The organism is Pseudomonas sp. LAMO17WK12:I10, assembly GCF_900215185.1.
GTDB classification, from domain to species: domain Bacteria; phylum Pseudomonadota; class Gammaproteobacteria; order Pseudomonadales; family Pseudomonadaceae; genus Aquipseudomonas; species Aquipseudomonas chlororaphis.
This window is the reverse complement of the sequence record NZ_OBDX01000024.1, coordinates 12174-32919: the sequence shown is the minus strand read 5'-3', so window position 1 is coordinate 32919 and position 20746 is coordinate 12174. Positions and strand designations below refer to the sequence as shown.

General features: G+C 65.5%; 21 protein-coding genes. 11 read left to right on the top strand and 10 right to left on the bottom strand.

What is annotated here, in order from left to right; genetic code table 11:
* Positions 1-16: 16 nt before the first annotated feature.
* Both CRO75_RS23430 and CRO75_RS23425 read right to left on the bottom strand, forming a co-directional pair.
* A complete protein-coding gene (locus tag CRO75_RS23430) occupies positions 17-1228 on the bottom strand; it encodes an MFS transporter (protein WP_097138552.1) in 1212 nt (403 codons plus the stop codon).
* Positions 1229-1422: 194 nt separating this feature from the next.
* Positions 1423-5739, bottom strand: coding sequence for a DEAD/DEAH box helicase (locus CRO75_RS23425; protein WP_097138550.1), 4317 nt, complete (start codon positions 5737-5739; stop codon positions 1423-1425).
* 222 nt (positions 5740-5961) lie between these two features.
* Here CRO75_RS23425 and CRO75_RS23420 point away from each other — a divergent pair, with 222 nt between their 5' ends.
* Both CRO75_RS23420 and CRO75_RS23415 read left to right on the top strand, forming a co-directional pair.
* Positions 5962-6846, top strand: coding sequence for a sugar nucleotide-binding protein (locus CRO75_RS23420; RefSeq protein WP_023969342.1), 885 nt, complete (start codon positions 5962-5964; stop codon positions 6844-6846).
* Entirely contained in the window at positions 6839-7768 is a 930-nt protein-coding gene (locus CRO75_RS23415) for an NAD-dependent epimerase/dehydratase family protein (RefSeq protein ID WP_097138548.1), read from the top strand. Before CRO75_RS23420 ends, CRO75_RS23415 begins: the two co-directional genes overlap by 8 nt.
* Positions 7769-7827: 59 nt before the next feature.
* Here CRO75_RS23415 and CRO75_RS23410 read toward each other — a convergent pair whose 3' ends face one another.
* From CRO75_RS23410 to CRO75_RS23390, 5 genes are all read right to left on the bottom strand, one after another.
* On the bottom strand, positions 7828-8526 hold the full coding sequence (locus CRO75_RS23410; RefSeq protein ID WP_087092695.1) for an OmpW family outer membrane protein: 699 nt from the start codon (positions 8524-8526) through the stop codon (positions 7828-7830).
* Positions 8527-8761: 235 nt separating this feature from the next.
* Entirely contained in the window at positions 8762-9280 is a 519-nt protein-coding gene (locus CRO75_RS23405) for a DUF3299 domain-containing protein (protein WP_097138546.1), read from the bottom strand.
* Between the two features lie 28 nt (positions 9281-9308).
* Entirely contained in the window at positions 9309-10574 is a 1266-nt protein-coding gene (locus tag CRO75_RS23400) for an ABC transporter permease (protein ID WP_085534483.1), read from the bottom strand.
* A 1-nt stretch (position 10575) separates the two neighbouring features.
* Positions 10576-11286 (bottom strand): ABC transporter ATP-binding protein, encoded by a 711-nt coding sequence (locus CRO75_RS23395; protein WP_009045830.1) that lies wholly within the window; start codon positions 11284-11286, stop codon positions 10576-10578.
* Positions 11287-11424: 138 nt separating this feature from the next.
* Positions 11425-12021, bottom strand: a complete 597-nt coding sequence (locus CRO75_RS23390; protein ID WP_097138544.1) for a DUF2796 domain-containing protein — start codon at positions 12019-12021, stop codon at positions 11425-11427.
* A gap of 134 nt (positions 12022-12155) precedes the next feature.
* Between CRO75_RS23390 and CRO75_RS23385 the strand changes: the two genes are divergently transcribed.
* Positions 12156-12509, top strand: coding sequence for a hypothetical protein (locus CRO75_RS23385; RefSeq protein ID WP_085534487.1), 354 nt, complete (start codon positions 12156-12158; stop codon positions 12507-12509).
* Positions 12510-12559: 50 nt separating this feature from the next.
* Here CRO75_RS23385 and trxA read toward each other — a convergent pair whose 3' ends face one another.
* The 3 genes from trxA to CRO75_RS23370 form a co-directional block, all read right to left on the bottom strand.
* On the bottom strand, positions 12560-13432 hold the full coding sequence (gene trxA, locus CRO75_RS23380; protein WP_097138542.1) for a thioredoxin: 873 nt from the start codon (positions 13430-13432) through the stop codon (positions 12560-12562).
* A 105-nt stretch (positions 13433-13537) separates the two neighbouring features.
* Positions 13538-14194, bottom strand: coding sequence for a 50S ribosomal protein L11 methyltransferase (locus CRO75_RS23375; protein WP_009045827.1), 657 nt, complete (start codon positions 14192-14194; stop codon positions 13538-13540).
* Entirely contained in the window at positions 14191-14649 is a 459-nt protein-coding gene (locus CRO75_RS23370; protein WP_087091866.1) for a hypothetical protein, read from the bottom strand. The genes CRO75_RS23375 and CRO75_RS23370 overlap by 4 nt, the downstream gene beginning before the upstream one ends.
* 129 nt (positions 14650-14778) lie before the next feature.
* Here CRO75_RS23370 and nrdR point away from each other — a divergent pair, with 129 nt between their 5' ends.
* The 8 genes from nrdR (at position 14779) to CRO75_RS23330 (ending at position 20739) form a co-directional block, all read left to right on the top strand.
* On the top strand, positions 14779-15243 hold the full coding sequence (gene nrdR / locus CRO75_RS23365; RefSeq protein WP_007924133.1) for a transcriptional regulator NrdR: 465 nt from the start codon (positions 14779-14781) through the stop codon (positions 15241-15243).
* Positions 15240-16373, top strand: a complete 1134-nt coding sequence (ribD, locus tag CRO75_RS23360; RefSeq protein WP_097138541.1) for a bifunctional diaminohydroxyphosphoribosylaminopyrimidine deaminase/5-amino-6-(5-phosphoribosylamino)uracil reductase RibD — start codon at positions 15240-15242, stop codon at positions 16371-16373. Before nrdR ends, ribD begins: the two co-directional genes overlap by 4 nt.
* Before the next feature lie 46 nt (positions 16374-16419).
* A complete protein-coding gene (locus tag CRO75_RS23355; RefSeq protein ID WP_007924128.1) occupies positions 16420-17082 on the top strand; it encodes a riboflavin synthase in 663 nt (220 codons plus the stop codon).
* Positions 17083-17098: 16 nt separating this feature from the next.
* Positions 17099-18190: a bifunctional 3,4-dihydroxy-2-butanone-4-phosphate synthase/GTP cyclohydrolase II gene (gene ribBA / locus CRO75_RS23350; RefSeq protein ID WP_097138539.1), complete on the top strand. Its 1092-nt coding sequence runs from the start codon at positions 17099-17101 to the stop codon at positions 18188-18190.
* 91 nt (positions 18191-18281) lie between these two features.
* Entirely contained in the window at positions 18282-18758 is a 477-nt protein-coding gene (gene ribE, locus CRO75_RS23345) for a 6,7-dimethyl-8-ribityllumazine synthase (protein WP_007924117.1), read from the top strand.
* On the top strand, positions 18755-19255 hold the full coding sequence (nusB, locus tag CRO75_RS23340; protein ID WP_007924115.1) for a transcription antitermination factor NusB: 501 nt from the start codon (positions 18755-18757) through the stop codon (positions 19253-19255). The genes ribE and nusB overlap by 4 nt, the downstream gene beginning before the upstream one ends.
* A gap of 18 nt (positions 19256-19273) precedes the next feature.
* Entirely contained in the window at positions 19274-20239 is a 966-nt protein-coding gene (gene thiL, locus CRO75_RS23335; RefSeq protein WP_097138537.1) for a thiamine-phosphate kinase, read from the top strand.
* A complete protein-coding gene (locus tag CRO75_RS23330; protein ID WP_053262819.1) occupies positions 20236-20739 on the top strand; it encodes a phosphatidylglycerophosphatase A in 504 nt (167 codons plus the stop codon). The genes thiL and CRO75_RS23330 overlap by 4 nt, the downstream gene beginning before the upstream one ends.
* The last annotated feature ends 7 nt before the right edge of the window (positions 20740-20746 follow it).

Genomic DNA, 20746 nt, shown 5'->3' with positions numbered 1-20746 from the left:
GGGCCTGCTGGTGGGCTCAGTGCCCGACCACCACCCGGCTCGACCCCTCGGCCGGCTCGGCGTATACCGGGCCGAGGCGATCCAGGCGACCGCTCCAGGCGGTCAGGGCCAAGGCGCCCAGTACCACCAGGCCACCGATCCAGGCGGTGTGGATCAGCCCCAGGTGGGCGACGATCAGGCCGCCACCCCAGGCGCCGCCGGCGATGCCGAGGTTGAAGGCGGCGATGTTCAGGCCCGAGGCCACGTCTACCGCTTGCGGGGTGTGGTGTTCGGCCTGGCGCACCACGTAGACCTGCAGGCCCGGTACGTTGCCGAAGGCCACGGCGCCCCACACCAGTACGGTGGCCAGTGCCAGCCATGGGTTGCCGGCGGTGAAGGTGAGCAGGAACAGCACGCCGGCCAGCAGGGCGAAGATGATCTTCAAGGCGCTGATCGGACCGCGCTTGTCCGCCAGCTTGCCGCCCCAGATGTTGCCTACGGCGACCGAGATGCCGTAGACCAGTAGCACCAGGCTGACGGTGCTGGCGCTGAAGCCGGAAATGTCCTGGAGAATCGGCGCGAGGAAGGTGAAGGCGATGAACGAGCCGCCGTAGCCCACCGCGGTCATGGCGTACACCAGCAGCAGGCGCGGTTGTTTCAGTACTTGCAGTTGTTGCAGCAAGGACGCCGGTTTGCTGTGGGTGATGTTTTTCGGCACGTAGATCAGGCTGCCGATAAAGGCGATCACACCCAGGGCAGATACCGCGAGGAAGGTTTCGCGCCAGCCGAAATGCTGGCCGATAAAGGTCCCCAGCGGCACGCCGGTGACCAGGGCCACCGTCAGGCCGGTGAACATGATGGCAATCGCGCTGGCGGCTTTTTCCTTGGGCACCAGGCTGGTGGCGATGGTCGAGCCGATGGAGAAGAACACGCCATGGGCCAGGCCGGTGACGATGCGCGCCAGGACCAGGGATTCATAGCTGGGCGCTTGCCAGGCCAGCAGGTTGCCGAGGGTGAACAGCACCATCAGCGACAGCAGTAACAGTTTGCGCGGGACCTTGCCGGTCAGCGCGGTGAGCACCGGCGCGCCGACGGCGACACCCAGGGCGTACAGGCTGACCAGCAGCCCGGCGGACGGCAGGCTGACGCCGAGGTCGGCGCCGATGGTGGGTAACAGGCCAACGATGACGAACTCAGTCGTCCCGATGGCGAAGGCGCTGAGGGTCAGCGCGAGCAAGGCAATGGGCATGGCTGCAACTCCGGTGGATTTGACAATGGAGCGCAGTGTCCGGATTTGAATCGTGCGGAAAAATAGCGGTTCCGGTATTTGATATTTGACCTGAAGGCAAATATCGAGCTGAGCGCGATCACTGCGCTTCTGTAGGCGCGACGCTTGCTCGCGATAAGGCCGGCGCGATGCACCAGGCGGCCCACGGCCCGATATCAGCGGCGAATCAACCGGGTCCGCAGCTCAAGGCTGGCCTGCGGCTCAAGGTCCAGCCAGACATGCGGTTTGCCGGCGATCTCGGCGGCCGCGGGTAGGCCGTCGCGGTACACCAGCCGGTTGCCGGCCAGGGCCGGAACCTTCGGCCCGGGCAGCAAGGTGCCGGCGAGGTTCAGCGGGTCGACGCCACACACCGCGATCAGGCTGCCATCCAGCGGGCGGCGGCGCACTTCGCGCAACAGGGCGATGGCCTCGGGCAGGGCGAACTGTTCGCCGGCCAGGCCGCTGACAAAACGCCCGCCGCGAATTTCGCCGCGGGCCTCCAGCCGATGGAAGGTGCGCAACAGTTCGCGCCAGCTCGGCAGCCAGTCGGCCTCGCGTTCCAGCAGGCGCCAGAACACCACGCCATAACGCCGCAACAGGGTCATGGCGATGTGTTCCAGGATGGCCGGTGGGGTTGCCTGCCCATGACCGCCGACGTCCTCCGGTACTGGCGACGGACGCCGTAGCAGCGCCCAGCGCCCCGCATCGTCCATACCACCGACCACGGCTCCGCGCCCGCGTCGGCCGCTGCGGGCCAGACGCTTGCTGGCCGGGGTGATCAAGGCGCGCAGGCCGGCAAAACTGTCGGCATTCACCAGCCCGGCGGCCACCAGTTCCTGCAGGGCGATCTCCAGCTCGGTCCGCAGGACATGGGCTTCATGCTGCAATTCATCGAAGAACAAGGCGCCGTGCTGGCTCAGGGCTTCATGGACCTTCTGCGCCTTGGGCGACAGCTCGCTGCTGTCGGGCTGTGCGCCCAGCCCGCTCCACAGCGCGACCTGGTTGCGCGGCAGCAGCACGATCGGCGTATTGCGCAGGGTCGCGCCGGCGGTTTTGTGCGGCGCGCTGAGCCGGCTCCAGACCACCTTGCCGTTGCGGCACAGCTCATCCAGCCAGGTGGCGGAGTAATCCTTGATCCGCGCCGGCAGCAGGTCGCTGTCCCAGGCGCCGGCCGCGGCGGCATAGCCTTCGAGCTGGGCGACCGTCTGCGCCAGCATGGCACTGCCCTGGCCCTGGGTGGCGCTGGACAGGTGCTGCCAGTCGAACAGAAAACGCATCAGGTCCTGCAGCGACACCGGTTCGATTTCCCGGCGCAAGCGTTTGACGGTGTAGCGATGAATCCGCGCCAGCAGATGCCGTTCGCACCACTCCTCCCGGGCCTCGCCGGGGCTGAAGCGGCCGCGCAGCACATAACCTTCGCCTTCCAGCTGCGCCAGGACCTGGGCGACCTCGCCGGCGCTCAGGCCCAGGGGCATGGCGATGCTCTCCAGCGGCAACGGGCCGAAGCCACTGAGCCGGGCTCGAATCACTTCGACCACCGCTTCATCGCGCTGCCATCGCTCATCGAAGCCGGGCGGCGCCTCGAGGAGCGGTTGCAGCGGCGCCTGTGGATAAATCGCCCGCAGGCAGCCCAGGCGCTCGACGGCCAGCCACAGGGCCTGTCCGTCGCCGATCTGCAGGCGGCTGGCGCGCCCGCTGTCCGCCAGGGCTTGCAGCCAGTCGGTCCACCTCGGGTTGGCCTGGGCTTCGTCCTCGCCGATACAGGCCAGGCTCATCAGCGCTTCATGCATTTCGTCCGGGTTGCCGGGGGCGGGCCAGGCTTCCTCGCGCACCGACTGGATGGCCTCGGCATCCAGGGCGCCGAGGTCGTCGCTGGACTCGGGGTCGCTCCAGCGGCGGCTGAGCACGGCCTGGGTGCGGCGCTCTTCCAGCGGTGCGTCGTCGAGGAAGGTGTAGGGCCGGGCGCTGAGGATTTCCGCGGCCAGGGGCGAGGGCGCCGGCAGATCGCGGCTGATCAGGCGCAGCTCGCCGCGCTCCATGCGCCGCAACAGTGCCAGCCAGCCCTCGCTGTCCATGGCTTCGTGCAGGCAGTCGTCGAGGGTCTGTTCCACCAGCGGGTGATCGGGAATCTGCCGTTCGCCGGCGAGATTTTCCAGGCAGGCGATCTGCTCGGGAAACACGCTGGCGATCAGGTCTTCGCTTTTCATCCGCTGGATCTGCGGCGCTACCTTGCGCCCGCCGACAAAGCGCGGCAGCGCCAGGGCCACGCCGGCATTCCAGCGCCAGCGCACGCCGAACAGCGGCGCCTCCAGCACGGCCTGGACCAGGATGTGTTCGGCGTTGTTGCTGTGCAGGTAACGCCAGACGTCGTCGAGCTCGAAACTGTGGCCGGTGGACAGCGACAGCACGATGGCGTCTTCGCTGGCGGCGGCCTGCAGTTCGAAGTTGAAGGTGCGGCAGAAGCGCTTGCGCAGCGCCAGGCCCCAGGCGCGGTTGATCCGGCTGCCGAACGGCGTGTGGATGATCAGTTGGGTGCCGCCGGACTCATCGAAAAAGCGTTCCATGATCAGCGTGTCCTGGGACGGCAGTGCGCCCAGGGTCTGGCGCGCGCGGGCCAGGTACTCGACCAGTTGTTCGGCGCTGGCGACGTCCAGGCCCAGGCTGTCGCCCAGCCAGTCGAGGGCGGGCTGCAGTTGGCCGGGGGTGGCGCCGAGCAACTCGTCGAGCCGGCCCAGCAGGCGCGCCACGGCAAACGACAGTTCGGCGCTGCGCCCGGGGGCTTCGCCGAGCCAGAACGGAATGGTCGGCGGCTGGCCGTGGGCGTCCTCGACCCGCACCCGGCCGGTTTCCACCCGCAGGATGCGGTACGAAGTGTTGCCCAGCTGGAACACATCGCCGGCGATGCTTTCCACCGCGAAGTCTTCGTTGACGCTGCCGATATTCAGCGCCTGGGGCTCCAGCAGCACGGCGTAGTCGGCGTTGTCGGGGATGGTGCCGCCGCTGGTCACCGCCGTCAGCTGGCTGCCCCGCCGGCCGCGCAGGCTACGGTTGACGGCATCGCGATGCAGATAGGCGCTGCGAATGCCCTGGCGCCCGTTGTAGCCCTCGGCGAGCATGCGCAGCAGCGCCTGGAAATGCCCTTCGTCGAGGTCGCTATAAGGCGAGGCGCGGCGGATCATGTCCAGCAGCGGCTGCTCCTGCCATTCCTGGTTGCTGACTTCGGCGACGATCTGCTGCGCCAGCACATCCAGCGGCGCCCTGGGGATCTGCAGGGTGTCGAGTTCGCCGCGGTGCACGCAGTCGAGCAGGGCGGCGCATTCGATCAGGTCGTCGCGGCTCAGGGCGAACAGGCGGCCTTTGGGCGTGCCGCCGACCTGGTGCCCGGAGCGTCCAACCCTTTGCAAAAAGGCCGAGATCGAACGCGGCGAGCCGATCTGGCACACCAGGTCGACATCGCCGATATCGATGCCCAGTTCCAGCGAGGCGGTGGCGATCAGTACTTGCAGGTCGCCGCGCTTGAGACGCTGTTCGGCGTCCAGGCGAAACTCCTTGGCCAGGCTGCCATGGTGGGCGGCCACCGCGTCCTTGCCCAGGCGTTCGCTGAGGTGGCGGCTCAGGCGTTCGGCCAGGCGCCGGGTGTTGACGAACACCAGGGTGGTGCGGTGTTCCCGCGCCAGTTCGGCGATACGTTCGTAGACTAGTTCCCAGACGTCGTTGGCCATGACCGCCGACAGCGGCACGGGCGGCACTTCGATGGCCAGGTCCCGGGGGCGGGCGTGGCCGATATCGACGATCTCGCAGGGGCGTTCATGACCCACCAGGAAACGCGACACCGCTTCGATGGGCTTCTGCGTGGCCGACAGGCCGATGCGCGTCAGCGGCTCGGCGCATAGCGCTTGCAGGCGCTCCAGGCTCAAGGCCAGGTGGCTGCCGCGTTTGCTGGCGGCGATGGCGTGGATCTCGTCGACGATCACTGTGCGCGTGCTGGCCAGCATCTGCCGGCCGGAGGCCGAGCCCAGCAGCACATACAGCGATTCGGGGGTGGTCACCAGGATGTGCGGCGCGCTTTTGCGCATGGCGCTGCGGTCTTTCTGCGGGGTGTCGCCGGTGCGCACCGCGGTGCTGATGCGCAGTTGCGGCAGGCCCATGCGTTCGAGTTGCGCGGTGATCCCGGCCAGCGGGTCCTGCAGGTTGATCTGGATATCGTTGCTCAAAGCCTTGAGCGGCGAGACGTAGACCACCAGGGTCTGTTCCGGCAGCGTGCCGCCGTTTTCCAGGCCGCGATGAACCAGCTCGTCGATCACCGCGAGGAAGGCGGTCAGGGTCTTGCCCGAGCCGGTGGGCGCGGCGATCAGCGTCGAACGGCGCTGGCGGATCAGCGGCCAGGCCCGGGCCTGGGCGGCGGTCGCCGCCGGGAAGCAGCTGTCGAACCAGGCGCTGACCGCGGGATGAAAACCCGGCAGGGCGTTGGCGGGGATCTGGGGAAGGTTCATGCACAACGTTATGCGACCGCCGGAGTGAAGTTGCAAGCCTGCCTTGTCGCCGCTGGCGGCAGCGGCCCTGAAGGGCTGTGTGCTTTGTTGCTCTACACTTTCTCAGTGACGGTTGCGCCGGAAACCCGCAAAATGCAACGATTCTGAGCAATATTCATGGCCAGCCCCGCGGGTCTGGCCGATTCAAACCATCGTTCCGAACAGATTGGGCCTGCTGACTCTATGCGAATGCGCCTTATGTTACTGGGCGGCGGAAATGCCCTTGGGCAGGCGCTGATTCGCCTCGGTGCGGAGGAAGACATCGGTTTCCTCGCCCCCCGTCCGCCGCAAGACGGTTGGGATGCCGCGAGCCTGACGCAACTGCTCGACGACACCCGTCCGGATGCCTTGATCAACCTTGCGTACTACTTCGACTGGTTCCAGGCGGAGAGTGTCCCCGAGGCACGCCTGGCCAGCCAGGAACGGGCGGTCGAGCGGCTTTCCGAGCTGTGCCAGCATCACAACATCATTCTTCTGCAGCCTTCCAGCTATCGCGTGTTCGACGGTTCGCGGGCCACCGCCTACAGCGAAAAGGACGAACCGGTACCGCTGGGCCTGCGTGGCCAGGCCTTGTGGCGGATCGAGCAGAATGTGCGCGCCACCTGCCCACAGCATGTGCTGCTGCGTTTCGGCTGGCTGCTGGACGATAGCGCCGAAGGCACCCTGGGGCGTTTCCTGGCCCGTGCCGAGCAACCCGAAGAGCTGCTGCTGGCCGACGACCGCCGGGGCAACCCGACGCCGGTGGACGACGCCGCCCGGGTGATTATTTCGGTACTCAAGCAACTCGATTGCGCCGCGCCGCTGTGGGGCACTTACCACTACGCCGGCCATGAGGCGACCACGCCGCTGGCGCTGGGCCAGGCGATCCTCACCGAGGCCCGCAGCCTGCATCCGCTGGCCATCGAAGCGCCGACCGCCCAGGCCCACGCCGCCCGGCCGGACGCTGCCGAAGAACCGCAGCACGCGGTGCTGGCCTGCAAAAAAATTCTGCACACCTTCGGGATCAAGCCTCGCGCCTGGCGCGCGGCACTCCCGGCTCTACTGGATAGGTTTTATCGTCATGGCTGATGGCCCAATCTTGATCACCGGCGGTGCCGGTTTCATCGGTTCGCACCTGACCGACGCTTTGCTCGCCAAGGGCTACTCGGTGCGGATCCTCGACGATCTGTCCACGGGTAGACCCGGCAACCTGCCGCTGGACAACCCTCGGGTCGAACTGATCCAAGGCGACGTCGCCGATGCAGCCCTGGTGGCGCGGGCGATGAGCGGCTGCCGCGCGGTGGCGCACCTGGCCGCGGTCGCTTCGGTACAGGCTTCGGTGGATGACCCGGTGCGTACCCACCAGAGCAACTTCATCGGCACCCTCAACGTCTGTGAAGCCATGCGCCAGGCTGGCGTCAAGCGCGTGCTGTTTGCTTCCAGCGCGGCGGTTTATGGCAACAATGGCGAGGGCGAATCGATCGACGAAGACACGCCCAAGGCACCGCTGACGCCCTATGCGTCGGACAAGCTGGCCAGCGAGTACTACTTCGATTTCTATCGCCGCCAGCATGGGCTGGAGCCGGCGATCTTCCGCTTCTTCAATATCTTCGGGCCGCGCCAGGATCCATCCTCGCCGTACTCCGGGGTCATCAGCATCTTTTGCGAGCGCGCGCAGAAAGGCCTGCCGATCACCGTATTCGGCGATGGCGAGCAAACTCGCGATTTCATGTATGTCGAAGACCTGGTGGACGTGCTGGTGCAGTCCTTGGAAACACCGCAACTGGAAGTCGGCGCGGTTAATGTCGGCCTGAACCAGGCCACCACCCTCAAGCAATTGCTCGAGGCCCTGGGCAAGGTGGTGGGGCAGTTGCCACCGATCAGCTACGGCCCGGCGCGCTCCGGGGATATTCGCCATTCGCGGGCGAACAACCAGCGCCTGTTGCAGCGCTTCAAGCTCCCCGAACCGACGCCGATGAGCGTCGGGTTGGCACGTTTGCTGGGCCGCTGAGCTTTCCCCCAGCCATGAAAAAAGGCGCCCTTGCAGGCGCCTTTTTTTGTCTGGCCGATTTAGAACTTGTAGCCCAGGCCGACCATGTAGACCCACGGATCGACGTCCACGTCGACCTTGGCCCGGGTGCCGCCGGCGACCGCGTTGTTGTTCACGTAGGCGGTGGTGTCGATGTCGACGTAGCGCACCTGGGCGTTGATCATCACGTTGTCGGTCAGCATGTAGTCGGCACCGACCTGCCAGGCCAGGCCCCAGGAGTTCTTCGCCCGGAAATTGTCGAAACCGGCGGCGCTGGCGCGGCTGCCGACGTGCTCGTCATAGATCCAGGTGTAGTTGATGCCGGCACCCACGTAAGGCTGGAAGGCGGCCTTGTGGTCCAGTGGGTAGTACACGACGCTCAGGGTCGGCGGCAGATGCTTGAGGGTACCGAGCTTGCCGTTGGCGGCGTCCAGCGCGGTGCCCTTGAGCTTGACGTCATGCTCGAACGGGGTGGCCGCGAGCAGTTCGATACCAACGTTGTTGGTCAGCATGTAGGCGAAGTTCAGGCCCAGCTGGGTGTCGCTGCTCATGGTCGCCTTGCCGCCGAGGTTGGCACCGGCCAATGGACCGCGGTCGACCTTGACGTCGCCGCTGTCGGCTTTCGGATTGACGGTGATGGCACCGGCGCGAACGATGATGTCGCCGGCTTCGTGGGCGTGGGCGATCGGGGCAGCGAGCGCGAGCGCGAACAGGGAGGCGCTGAGCAGGGACTTGTGCATGGGAGCTCCAAAGGACGATTCGAGTTGGCTAGGTCCAATGGTAAGGATCGTCAAGGAACAGGCTTTGACTCAGCTCAATGAAAAGCGGATCAGCGTGGAGGCAGGGGAACTGCGGGTGTTGTGTACGCTGTGCAACTGATCGCGGGCAAACGTGCGGCTACAGGGAACTGTGCTGTTTTGTGGGCGCAGGCTTGCTTGCGATGAGGTCATGAATGGCTCTGCGAAAAACGTGGTTTCACTCCTGCAATTCGTACACGTAAATCTTCTCTGCCTCCATTTGGTAACCCGCATCGGCGATTTCGCTGGTGGATGCCTTGACCTGCATCGGCCCCTCGATCCAGTACGGCTGATACAGCTCATCGAGCTTCACGCCGACGTCGCTTTTCACATGCACGATCTGGTTCGACGGCGGTGGCGGCACGTGGATGCAGGCGCCGAAATACGGCACCAGCAGAAACTCCGTGGTGCGGCCTTCCTCGCTGACTTCCAGCGGCACGATGTAGCCGGGCAGGCGCACCGACAGGCCGTCCAGGCTCTGCACCACCGGAGCGTTGGGCATGTCCTGCTTGGCCGCCGGGGCAGACTCGGCGGCCAGGGCGTCGCTCATCTGCGACAGGTCGTGCAGCGGCTGCATGTTCGGCACCTCCGCCGGCGCGTCCGGCGGGATCATTTCCGACCAGGCCAGATCACGGGGTTCGGCGGCCCACAGTGGCAGGGCGACCAGCATCAATAGCGCAAGCAGGGCACGGGGCATGCCGGAGCTCCTCATAACCAGAAGTTCCTCATAAGCGGATGGACAGGCCATCGGCCAACGATTGTCGGTAGGCGCGCCAGGCGGGCACGCTGCCCATCAGCAGGGCGGCGATCAGGATACCGCCGAGCAGCGTCCACTCATACTCGCTTGGCCAGGACAGCGGCAGATACAGGCCGTAGCTCGACTGCACATAACCCTGGGCCAGGGCGATGCCCAGGTACAGCAGGCCCAGCCCGGCGAGCACACCGGACAGCGCCAGGGCGAAGGCCTCCAGCACCAGCAAGGTCGCGATATGCCAGGGGCGGGCGCCGACCGAACGCAGGATCGCCATTTCCCGGCGGCGCTCGTTGAGGCTGGTGAGGATCGCCGTGAGCATGCCGATCAGGCCGGTCAGCACCACGAACAGCGACACCACGAACAGGGCTTTTTCCGCGGTGCCCATCAGGCTCCACAGTTCTTGCAGGGCGACCCCGGGCAGGATCGCCAGCATCGGTTCGCCGCGGTATTCATTGATCTCGCGCTGCACGGCGAAGGTAGCGATCTTGCTGTTCAGGCCGAGCATGAAGGCGGTGATCGCTTGCGGCGTCAGGTCCATGTTGCGCGCCTGGTCGGCACTGATGCGGCCGTTGCCCTGGGCCGGCACGCCGTTGTGCCAGTCGATATGGATCGCCTCCATGCCCCCGAGGCTGATGTGCAGCGTGCGGTCCACCGGGGTGCCGGTGCGCTTGAGGATGCCGACCACGGTGAAGGGTTTGTCGTCATGCTTGACCAGGCTGATGGCCGCTACGCCATGGGCCAGCACCAGCTTGTCGCCGAGCTTGTAATGCAGGGCCTCGGCGACTTCGGCGCCCAGAACCACTTCGAACGGATCGCTGGCGAACTCGCGGCCGCTGGCCAGTTGCAGGTTCTGCTGGTGGCCGTACTGGTAATGCTCGAAGTAGGCCGCGGTGGTGCCCATCACCCGGTAGCCGCGATGGGAATCACCGAGGGAAATCGGGATCGCCCATTTCACTTTCGGGCTATTGGCGAAGTGCTCGAAGCTGTCCCAGCGAATGTTGTTGGTGGCGTTGCCAATGCGGAACACCGAGTACAGCAGCAGGTTCACCGAACCGGAGCGGGCGCCGACGATCAGGTCGGTACCGCTGATGGTGCTGGCGAAGCTGGCGCGGGCTTCGGTGCGCACCCGTTCCACCGCCAGCAGCAGGCAGACCGACAGGGCGATGGCGAAGGCGGTGAGAATCGCGGTGAAGCGGCGGTTAGCCAGGCTGGCCATGGCTAGACGGAACAGATACATCTCAGACCTCCGCGGGCGTGGCGGCGCGATTGAGTTCGGCCAGCGACAGGTTGCGATCGAACAGCGGCGCCAGGCTCTGGTCGTGGCTGACGAACAGCAGGCTGGCCCCGGCCTCGCGGCATTCGGCGAACAACAGGCGGATAAAGGCTTCGCGGGCGTCGTAGTCCAGTGCCGAGGTGGGTTCGTCGGCGATCACCAGTTCCGGTTGGCCGATCAGCGCGCGGGCGGCGGCGACCCGTTGTTGCTGGCCGATGGACAGCGAGTCGGCGCGGCGACCGAGCAGGCCGGGGTCTTTAAGCCCCAGGTGGGCGAGCAGGGTGGCCGCCGCCTGGTCGACACTGCCGTGGCGCTGCACGGCGCGGCTGGCGCGCAATTTGGAAAAGTGGCAGGGCAACTCGACGTTTTCGCGTACCGAGAGAAATGGCAGCAGGTTGAACTGCTGGAAGATGTAGCCGGTGTGATCGACCCGGAAGCGGTCGCGGGCTCCGGCGGAAAGTTCGGTCAGCTCCTGGCCCAGCAGGCGGATGCTGCCGCGGCCGGGTTTCTGCACGCCGCCGAGCAGGCCGAGCAGGGTGGTCTTGCCGCTGCCGCTGGGGCCCTTGAGGAACAGCGTTTCACCCGCTTCCAGGCGAAAGGCCGGGATATCCAGCAACTGCGGATGGCCGGGCCAGCTGAAGCCCAGGTCGGACAGTTCGATAAGTGCTTGGGTCATGTTGGGCCGATCATGGAGTGAGTTTTGTAGCCGCTGCCGAAGGCTGCGATAAGGTCCGCAGGACCTTGCGAAGACCTCAAGAGCAACGACCCCTTCGGGCTCGATCGCAGCCTGCGGCAGCGGCTACAGGAGTTGCGGTCAGAATTTCAGGCTGGCGGCCTTGGAGGTCGCTTCCACGCCTTGCTGGCCACTTGGCGAGATGAGTTGTACCTGAATTTTCTGAGTGGCGGGGAAGGTCTTGAACACGCCGGCCAGGTCCAGGTTCTTCAGCGCGCCCGGCGTGGCACAAGTGAACTGGTAGTGCGCATGAATCTCGCTGTGTTCGTGGTGATGTTCGTGGCCATCGGCATCCTTCGCGTCGTCATGGTCTTCGTCGTGATCTTCGGGCTTGTCGCCGAACAGCGGGCTTTCCAGTTCCTGTTGCGCCACCACGCAACCGGCGGCGGGCGGCAGGCTGAACAGCGCCAGCGGTTTTTCCAGCTGGGCGCGCACGGCGGCGACCTTGGCCTTGTCCGCGTCGGTGCTGGCGGCGTGCTCGAAGCCCACCAGGTTCATCGCCGGGCTTTCCAGTTCCAGCTCCAGGGTCTGGCCGTCCAGTGCCGCGTTCAGGCGGGCCACGCCATGCTCGTGAGCACCGAGGCTGCCATGCTCATGGTCGTGGTCGTGTTTTTCGGCCGCGTGAGCGATGGCCAGGGGCAACAGGGCGAACGGCAGGGCGAGCAGCAGACGACGCATGGCAAGTCTCCGGGAGCGAACATGAAAATAATGTTATGTAATCTTATAACGGAAGTGGCGAGAGTTTGACCGCCTGCTTGGCGTTGCGCAAGACGCATGGGAGCATGCTCGTCAGAAAATTCGGGAGCAGAGCGATGGTGCGGATTCGTGGAAGCATCGGCGAATGGCCGGTGGATTTGACCCTGGAACTGGACGAGGCCGACTGGGATCAGTTGAGTGCCCGGCTGGGGACGCCGTTGCAGGCGGCCAAAGCCGAAAGCGGCGCGCCTGTGGCCAAGCCGGCGAGCCAGGATGATGCGTTGTGGCAGATCACCCAGGACCTGCTGCGCAAGGCCGGGCAATTGAGCGGCCCGGATCTTTTGGAGCAACTGGAAGGCCTGACCGGCAGCGCCGCGGCGGGCAAGCGGCTGTTGGTGCGTTTGCGCCATAGCGCACAGGTCAAGGTGGTGAGCGGCGGTGATACGCCGCTCTACAGCTGGGTCGAGTAGACAAGGGCTGCGCCGGCTTGCGATAAACCGGCGCGGCTATCAGCTATGAATCAGTACAGCGCGGCGAACAGCTTGCGACGGTAGGTGGTCACCAGCGGGTGGTCGTTGCCCAGCAACTCGAACACTTGCAGCAAGGTCTTGTGTGGCAGGCCTTCGTTGTAGCTGCGGTTGCGGATGAACAACTTGAGCAGGGCATCCAGTGCCGCGTCGTACTGCTGGCGCGCCAGTTGCTGGATGGCCAACTGATACACCGCCTCATCATCCTGCGGGTTCTGCGCCAGGCGGCTTTTCAGCTCGGCGCTGTCCGGCAGGTCGGCGGCCTGCTTGAGGAAGGTGATCTGTGCCTTGGCCCCAGCCAGCGCCGCCTTGTGTTCATCGCCGGTGACTGCGTCGAGTACGGTCTGGGCTTCGCCCAGTTCGCCGCGTTCGGCCAGGCAGCGGGCGTAGAGGATCAAGGCCTTGGCGTTGCTGTTGTCTTCACCCAACAGTACTTTCAGCGTGGCTTCGGCATCGGCGATGCGCCCTTCGGCGAACAGCGCTTCAGCCAGCTCCAGCGGGTCGGCGGCCTTGGGTGGCGGCATCTGCACATGGGGTTCGAGCATGGCGCGCACCGCGGACTCCGGTTGCGCCCCGGCAAAACCGTCCACCGGCTGACCGTCCTTGAACAGCACCACGGTCGGCAGGCTGCGAATGCCGAAGCGGGCAACGATGTCCTGCTCGATATCGCAGTTGACCTTGGCCAGCAGCAGTTCGCCCTGATAGCTCTCGGCGATCTGTTGCAGCATCGGCATCAGCGCCTTGCAGGGCGCGCACCATTCGGCCCAGAAATCCACCAGCACCGGCTTGTGGAACGAGTTCTCGATCACCGACTGGTCGAAGTCGGCGGTGCTGGCGTCGAAAATGTACGGCGTGTCCTGACTCATGGGGGATCTCGAAGAACGTGAATGGGCCAACTATAAGGGCTGGCGGGGTGTGCCTGAAAGCGGTGGCTGTCCGTTCGCCGGTTATCACGTAGCGCTGGCAGGGACTCAATCGCGCTGCGCGTGATACAGGCTCACTTCGCGGAATTCCCAGGGCTCGGCCAGATCCGGCAGGGTCAGGGCGTGGAGCATTTCCAGGCGTCGGTATAGCGGATGCTGGAAGTCCTTGACCCGGGAGTCCGCCACCAGCGCCTGGCGTCCGCGGCTGAGGAACTCATCCAGCAGCGGCAGGTTGGCGCGGTCGTAGAGCACGTCGGCCACCAGGATCAAGTCGAAGCGATCCGCTTGCGCGAAAAAGTCCGTGGAGTAACCCAGTTCAACCCCGTTGAGCGCCGCATTCGCCTTGCAGGCGGCGATGGCCAGCGGGTCGAGGTCGCAGGCCACCACTTCCAGCGCGCCGGCTTTCAGCGCCGCGATACCGGCCACGCCGGAGCCGGCGCCGAAATCCAGGACCCGCTTGCCTTGCACCCACTGCGGACGCTCGGCCAGATAGCGCGCCAGGGCCAAGCCGCTGGCCCAGCAGAAACTCCAGTACGGCGGTTCGTGGAGAATTCGCCGGGTTTCTTCCGGGGTGAAGGCGCGGTCCATGTTGTCGGCATCGATCAACCACAGCTTCAGCTCGGTGTCCGGCAGTTCGCAGGCCACCAGCTGGGCGTCGCCCAGCAGTTCGCTCAGGGCGCGTTGCAGGTCGAGCGGTGGGGTCATGGTGCTTTGACGAACTGCAACTGGCCCACGGCCTGGGTGGTCGGCTGGGTGATGAGTTGCGCCGGCAGGTGCAGGATCAACTGGCCGGACTGGCTGGCGCGGCCGCGCAGTTCAACGCGGGCGCCTACCGGGAAGACATCGGGATTGAAGCGCAGGCGAAACGGCAGGACCTTGTTGTTGCCGATCAGGTTGCTGCTAGCCAGCAAACGTTGCGGCCGGCCGCGTTCGTCGATCACCAGCAGCGCCAGTTCCACCTCGGCACCGCTCGGTACGCCCTGCAGGGTGCCGCTCAGTTCACGCTGGTAGGCCGGCAGGGGGCCGAGGTCGGTGGACTCCTGGGCTTTTTTCACACTCTGCTGGGGCGGCACGGTGGAGGCGGCCGGTTTCGGGGCGTCGCTGCTGCAAGCGACCAGCAGGCTGAAAAGGCTGAGCAAAACGAGCGGTCGTAGTGGCATGCGAAGCTCCAACAAGGTGAAATTCCATGTGCAAAACATAATAGTCGGTCTGTATACCGTAAAGGCTATGGCTTGTCTTGCCAGTGGGATGCGCTACCATGGCCCTCCCTTTTTTTGTTGCCTGCCACCATGCACTGTCCCTTCTGTGGTGCCAACGACACCAAGGTCATCGACTCGCGTCTGGTCGCCGAAGGCGAACAGGTGCGCCGCCGGCGTGAATGCCTGGCCTGCGGTGAACGTTTCACCACTTTCGAAACCGCCGAACTGGTGTTGCCGCGCCTGATCAAGACTGACGGCAGCCGCCAGCCCTTCGACGAAGAAAAACTCCGCGCTGGCATGCAGCGTGCCCTGGAAAAACGTCCGGTCAGCGTCGAGCGCCTGGAAGCCGCGCTGGTGCATATCAAGCACAAGCTGCGCGCCACCGGTGAGCGCGAGGTCAAGTCCCTGGTCGTCGGCGAACTGGTGATGGCCGAACTGCAAAAGCTCGATGAGGTGGCCTATATCCGCTTCGCCTCGGTCTACCGACGGTTCCAGGATCTCAATGAGTTCCGCGAAGAGATCGACCGTCTCGCCCGCGAGCCGGGCAAAGAATGAATACCTCCAGCGAACAGGCGGTACTCGACGCCCACTATATGGCGCGCGCCCTGGAGCTGGCCGCAAAAGGCCGCTTCAGCACTCACCCAAACCCCCGCGTCGGTTGCGTGATCGTGCGCGACGGCCAGGTCGTCGGCGAAGGCTGGCATGTGCGGGCCGGCGAGCCCCACGCCGAAGTCCACGCCCTGCGTGCCGCCGGTGCCACCGCCCGCGGCGCCACCGCTTACGTGACCCTCGAACCCTGTAGCCATCACGGCCGTACGCCGCCGTGCGCCGATGCCCTGGTGGATGCCGGCGTGGCGCGGGTCGTGGCGGCGATGCAGGACCCCAACCCGGAAGTCGCCGGCCGTGGCCTGCAGCGCCTGGCCCAGGCCGGCATCGCTACCCACAGCGGGGTGATGGAGCAGCAAGCCCGTGCCCTCAACCAGGGCTTCCTCAAGCGTATGGAGCAGGGCCTGCCGTTCGTGCGGGTCAAGCTGGCCATGAGCCTGGACGGGCGCACCGCCATGGCCAGTGGCGAAAGCCAGTGGATCACCGGCCCCGCCGCGCGTTCCGCGGTGCAGCGCCTGCGGGCCCAGGCCAGCGTGGTGTTGACCGGTGCCGACACGGTGCTGGCGGACAATGCCCGGCTGACGGTGCGTGCCGAGGAGCTGGGACTGGACGCGGAACAGACCGCCCTGGCCATGAGCCGTCCACCCTTGCGTGTGCTGATCGACGGCCGCCTGCGGGTGCCGCTCGATGCGCCGTTCTTCAAGGCGGGGCCGGCGCTGGTCGCCACCTGCGCGGCGGTGGAAGAACAGTACGCCAACGGTCCGGAATGCCTGATCGTGCCGGGTGCCGATGGCCAGGTGGACCTCCGTCGGCTGCTGGGCGAGCTGGCTGCCCGCGGCGTCAACGAGGTGCTGGTGGAAGCCGGTCCGCGCCTGGCGGGGGCGTTCGCCCAGCAAGGCCTGGTGGATGAGTACCAGATCTTTGTCGCCGGCAAGTTCCTCGGCTCTACGGCCCGGCCGCTGCTCGACTGGCCGCTGGCGCAGATGAGCGAGGCGCCGCAGCTGAAAATCATTGAAATGCGCGCTGTAGGCGATGACTGGCGAGTCATTGCCATTCCTCTGCCAGCAGTGAGCGTATAATTTCGGGCCTTCGCCACGCGGCGACCCTGTTCTCGAGGAGGACTCCATGTTTACAGGCATCATCGAATCCATCGGCAGCATCCGTGCATTGACCCCCAAGGGCGGCGATGTGCGGGTGTATGTGGAAACCGGCAAGCTCGACCTGGGCGACGTGAAGCTGGGCGACAGCATCGCGGTGAACGGCGTCTGCCTGACCGCGGTGGAACTGCCGGGCGACGGCTTCTGGGCCGACGTCAGCCGCGAGACCCTGGACTGCACCGCTTTCCATCAGTTGAAGGCCGGCAGCCGGGTCAACCTGGAAAAGGCCCTGACCCCGACCACCCGCCTGGGCGGTCACCTGGTTAGCGGTCACGTCGACGGCGTCGGCGAAGTGGTGGCCCGGGAGGAAAATGCCCGCGCCATCCAGTTCCGCATCCGCGCGCCCAAGGACCTGGCCAAGTACATCGCCCACAAGGGCTCGATCACCGTCGACGGCACCAGCCTGACGGTCAACGCGGTCAATGGCGCCGAGTTCGAGCTGACCATCGTCCCGCACACGTTGGCCGAAACCATCATGGCCGACTACCGGCCGGGTCGGCAGGTCAACCTCGAAGTCGACCTGCTGGCGCGTTACCTGGAGCGCCTGCTGCTGGGCGACAAGGCCGCGGAGCCTTCGAGCGGTGGCATCACTGAAAGTTTTCTGGCCGCTAACGGCTACCTCAAATCCTGACTCAAGGGGGTGCCGCGTGGCGCTCAACAGCATCGAAGAACTGGTTGAAGACATCCGCCAAGGCAAGATGGTCATCCTCATGGATGACGAAGACCGCGAGAACGAAGGCGACCTGATCATAGCCGCCGAGTGCTGCAAGGCCGAACACATCAACTTCATGGCCAAGCACGCCCGCGGCCTGATCTGCATGCCGATGAGCCGCGAACGTTGCGAGCTGCTCAAGCTGCCTTTGATGGCGCCGCGCAACGGTTCCGGGTTCGGCACCAAGTTCACCGTTTCCATCGAGGCCACCACCGGCGTGACCACCGGCATCTCCGCCGCCGACCGCGCACGCACGGTGCAGGCGGCTGCCGCCAAGGACGCCAAGGCCGAAGACATCGTCAGCCCGGGCCACATCTTCCCGCTGATGGCCCAGCCCGGCGGCACCCTGGCCCGTGCCGGCCACACCGAAGCCGCCTGCGACCTGGCGCGCATGGCCGGTTTCGAGCCGAGCGGGGTGATCTGCGAAGTGATGAACGACGACGGCACCATGTCCCGTCGCGCCGAACTGGAAGCCTTCGCCGCCGAACACAACATCAAGATCGGCACCATCGCCGACCTGATTCACTACCGGATGATCCACGAACGTACCGTTCAGCGGATTGCCGAGCAGCCGCTGGACAGCGAATTGGGCCAGTTCAACCTGGTGACCTACCGTGATTCGGTGGAAGGCGACGTGCACATGGCGCTGACCCTGGGCAACATCTGCGCCGAAGAGCCGACCCTGGTTCGCGTGCACAACATGGACCCGCTGCGCGACCTGCTGATGGTCAAGCAGCCTGGCCGCTGGAGCCTGCGGGCCGCCATGGCCACGGTGGCCGAGGCCGGCAGCGGCGTGGTGCTGTTGCTGGGCCACCCGCTGGACGGCGACGTGCTGCTGGCGCATATCCGCGAAACGGCCGAGCACGTGCCTGCGAAAAAACCGACCACCTACAGCATCGTCGGTGCCGGTTCGCAGATCCTGCGCGACCTGGGCGTACGCAAAATGCGCTTGATGAGCGCGCCGATGAAATTTAATGCGATATCCGGTTTCGACCTGGAAGTTGTAGAATACGTGCCCTCCGAATAAAAGCCGGTTGTTGCGGGCTTGAAATTCGCGGTTCAAATATCACTAGCGAGCGCGTAGTGAACGCGCTCCGGCTCTTTAAGAGATTTGTCGAATGACCCTGAAGACCATCGAAGGTACCTTCATCGCCCCCAAAGGCCGCTATGCCCTGGTGGTCGGCCGTTTCAACAGCTTCGTCGTCGAAAGCCTGGTCAGCGGCGCCGTTGACGCCCTGGTCCGTCACGGCGTGAGCGAAAGCGACATCACCGTGATCCGTGCCCCTGGCGCCTTCGAGATTCCGCTGGTTGCGCAGAAAGTCGCGCAGAAGGGCGAGTTCGCGGCGATCATCGCCCTGGGCGCGGTCATTCGTGGCGGCACTCCGCACTTCGAATACGTGGCGGGCGAGTGCACCAAGGGCCTGGCCCAGGTGTCCATGGAGTTCGGCGTACCGGTCGCCTTCGGCGTGCTGACCGTCGACTCGATCGAGCAAGCTATCGAACGTTCCGGCACCAAGGCCGGCAACAAAGGTGCTGAAGCTGCCTTGTCCGCTCTGGAAATGGTCAGCCTGCTGGCGCAGTTGGAGGCCAAGTGATTAGCGACGATAGCGATCGTTTCAACCCGCGCGACCCGAAACCTGCGGACGCTGGCAAGCCATCCAAGAGCGCCAAGCGTCGCGAAGCCCGTCAGCTCGCGACCCAGGCGCTGTACCAATGGCACATGGCCAAGCACTCGCTGAACGAGATCGAGGCGCAGTTCCGGGTCGACAACGATTTCACCGACATCGACGGTGCCTACTTCCGTGAGATCCTGCACGGCGTTCCGGCCAACAAGAATGAGATCGACAACGCTCTCACCCCTTGCCTGGACCTCACCATCGAAGAGCTGGACCCGGTCGAACTGGCGGTTTTGCGCCTATCCACCTGGGAACTGCTCAAGCGCGTCGACGTGCCGTACCGCGTTGTGATCAACGAAGGTATCGAACTGGCCAAGGTCTTCGGTTCCACCGACGGCCACAAGTTCGTCAACGGCGTACTCGACAAGCTGGCCCCGCGTCTGCGTGAAGCTGAAGTGAAGGCATTCAAGCGCTGATCCGCGCTTGTAGCTGCCATGGGCGAGTTTGAGCTGATCCGTAACTTCTTCGCTGCCGCGCCTTGTGCGCAGGGCGGCGAGGGCGTTGCACTGGGGATTGGCGACGACTGCGCCTTGCTGGCTGTTGCCCCTGGCGAACAGTTGGCGATTTCCACCGACACCCTGGTGGCCGGTGTGCATTTCGCAGATCCCTGCGACCCTTTCCTGCTCGGCCAGCGCTCGCTGGCGGTGGCGGTCAGCGACCTGGCGGCCATGGGCGCCGCACCTGTCGCCTTCACCCTTGCCCTGACCCTGCCGACGGTTGACGCCGATTGGCTGCAAGCCTATGCCAACGGCCTGAGCGCCATGGCGCAGAGCTGCGGCGTGCGCCTGGTAGGCGGCGACACCACCCGTGGCCCGTTGACCCTGACCATGACCGTATTCGGTCGCGTGCCCGCCGGCCAGGCCCTGACCCGCAGCGGTGCCCGCCCGGGCGAGCTGCTGTGTGTCGGCGGCGAGCTGGGCAATGGCGCCGGTGCCTTGCCCCTGGTGCTCGGACAACGCAGCGCCGAGCCGGCGGTCGCCGAGCCTTTGCTGGCCCATTACTGGTCGCCGCAACCGCAACTGGCCCTGGGCCAGGCGCTGCGCGGCAAGGCTACCGCGGCCATGGATATCTCCGATGGCCTGCTGGCCGATTGCGGGCACATTGCCGCCGCTTCAGCTGTCGGCTTGCTGATCGAAAGTGAAAAACTGCCGATGTCCCGGGCGTTGTTGAGCTTTCTCGGTGAGAATGGCGCCCGCTCGGCGGCACTCAGCGGCGGTGACGATTACGTGCTGGTCTTCACCTTGCCCGAAGCCGAGCTGGCGCCGCTGCTCGCCGCCGGCTGGCCGGTGCATGTGCTGGGCCGGGTCGTGGCCGGGCAGGGCGTGGTGCTGCTGGATGCCGAGGGGCGGGACATCACCCCGAGCACTCGGGGCTATCAACATTTTCGGGAGACACCGTGACAGATCATCCCAAACAGGTTCCGGCAGAGTTCGTGCCGCCCTCCGTCTGGCGTAATCCCTGGCATTTTCTGGCCTTCGGCTTCGGTTCGGGCACCTTGCCCAAGGCTCCGGGTACCTGGGGCTCGCTGGTGGCGCTACCTTTCATCCCTTTGTGGCAGATGCTGCCGGACTGGGGCTACTGGCTGATGCTCGGCATCACCATGCTGTTCGGCTTCTGGCTGTGCGGCAAGGTGGCCGACGACCTGCGGGTGCATGACCACGAAGGCATCGTCTGGGACGAAATGGTCGGCATGTGGATCACCCTGTGGCTGGTGCCGGAAGGCTGGCAGTGGTTGCTGGCGGGTTTCCTGATGTTCCGCTTCTTCGACATTCTCAAGCCCTGGCCGATTCGCTGGATCGACCGGCATGTGCACGGCGGTATCGGGATCATGCTCGACGACGTGCTGGCCGGTGTCTTCGCCTGGTTGGCCATGCAGGGGCTGGTGTGGTGCTTTACCTGAGGAGTCA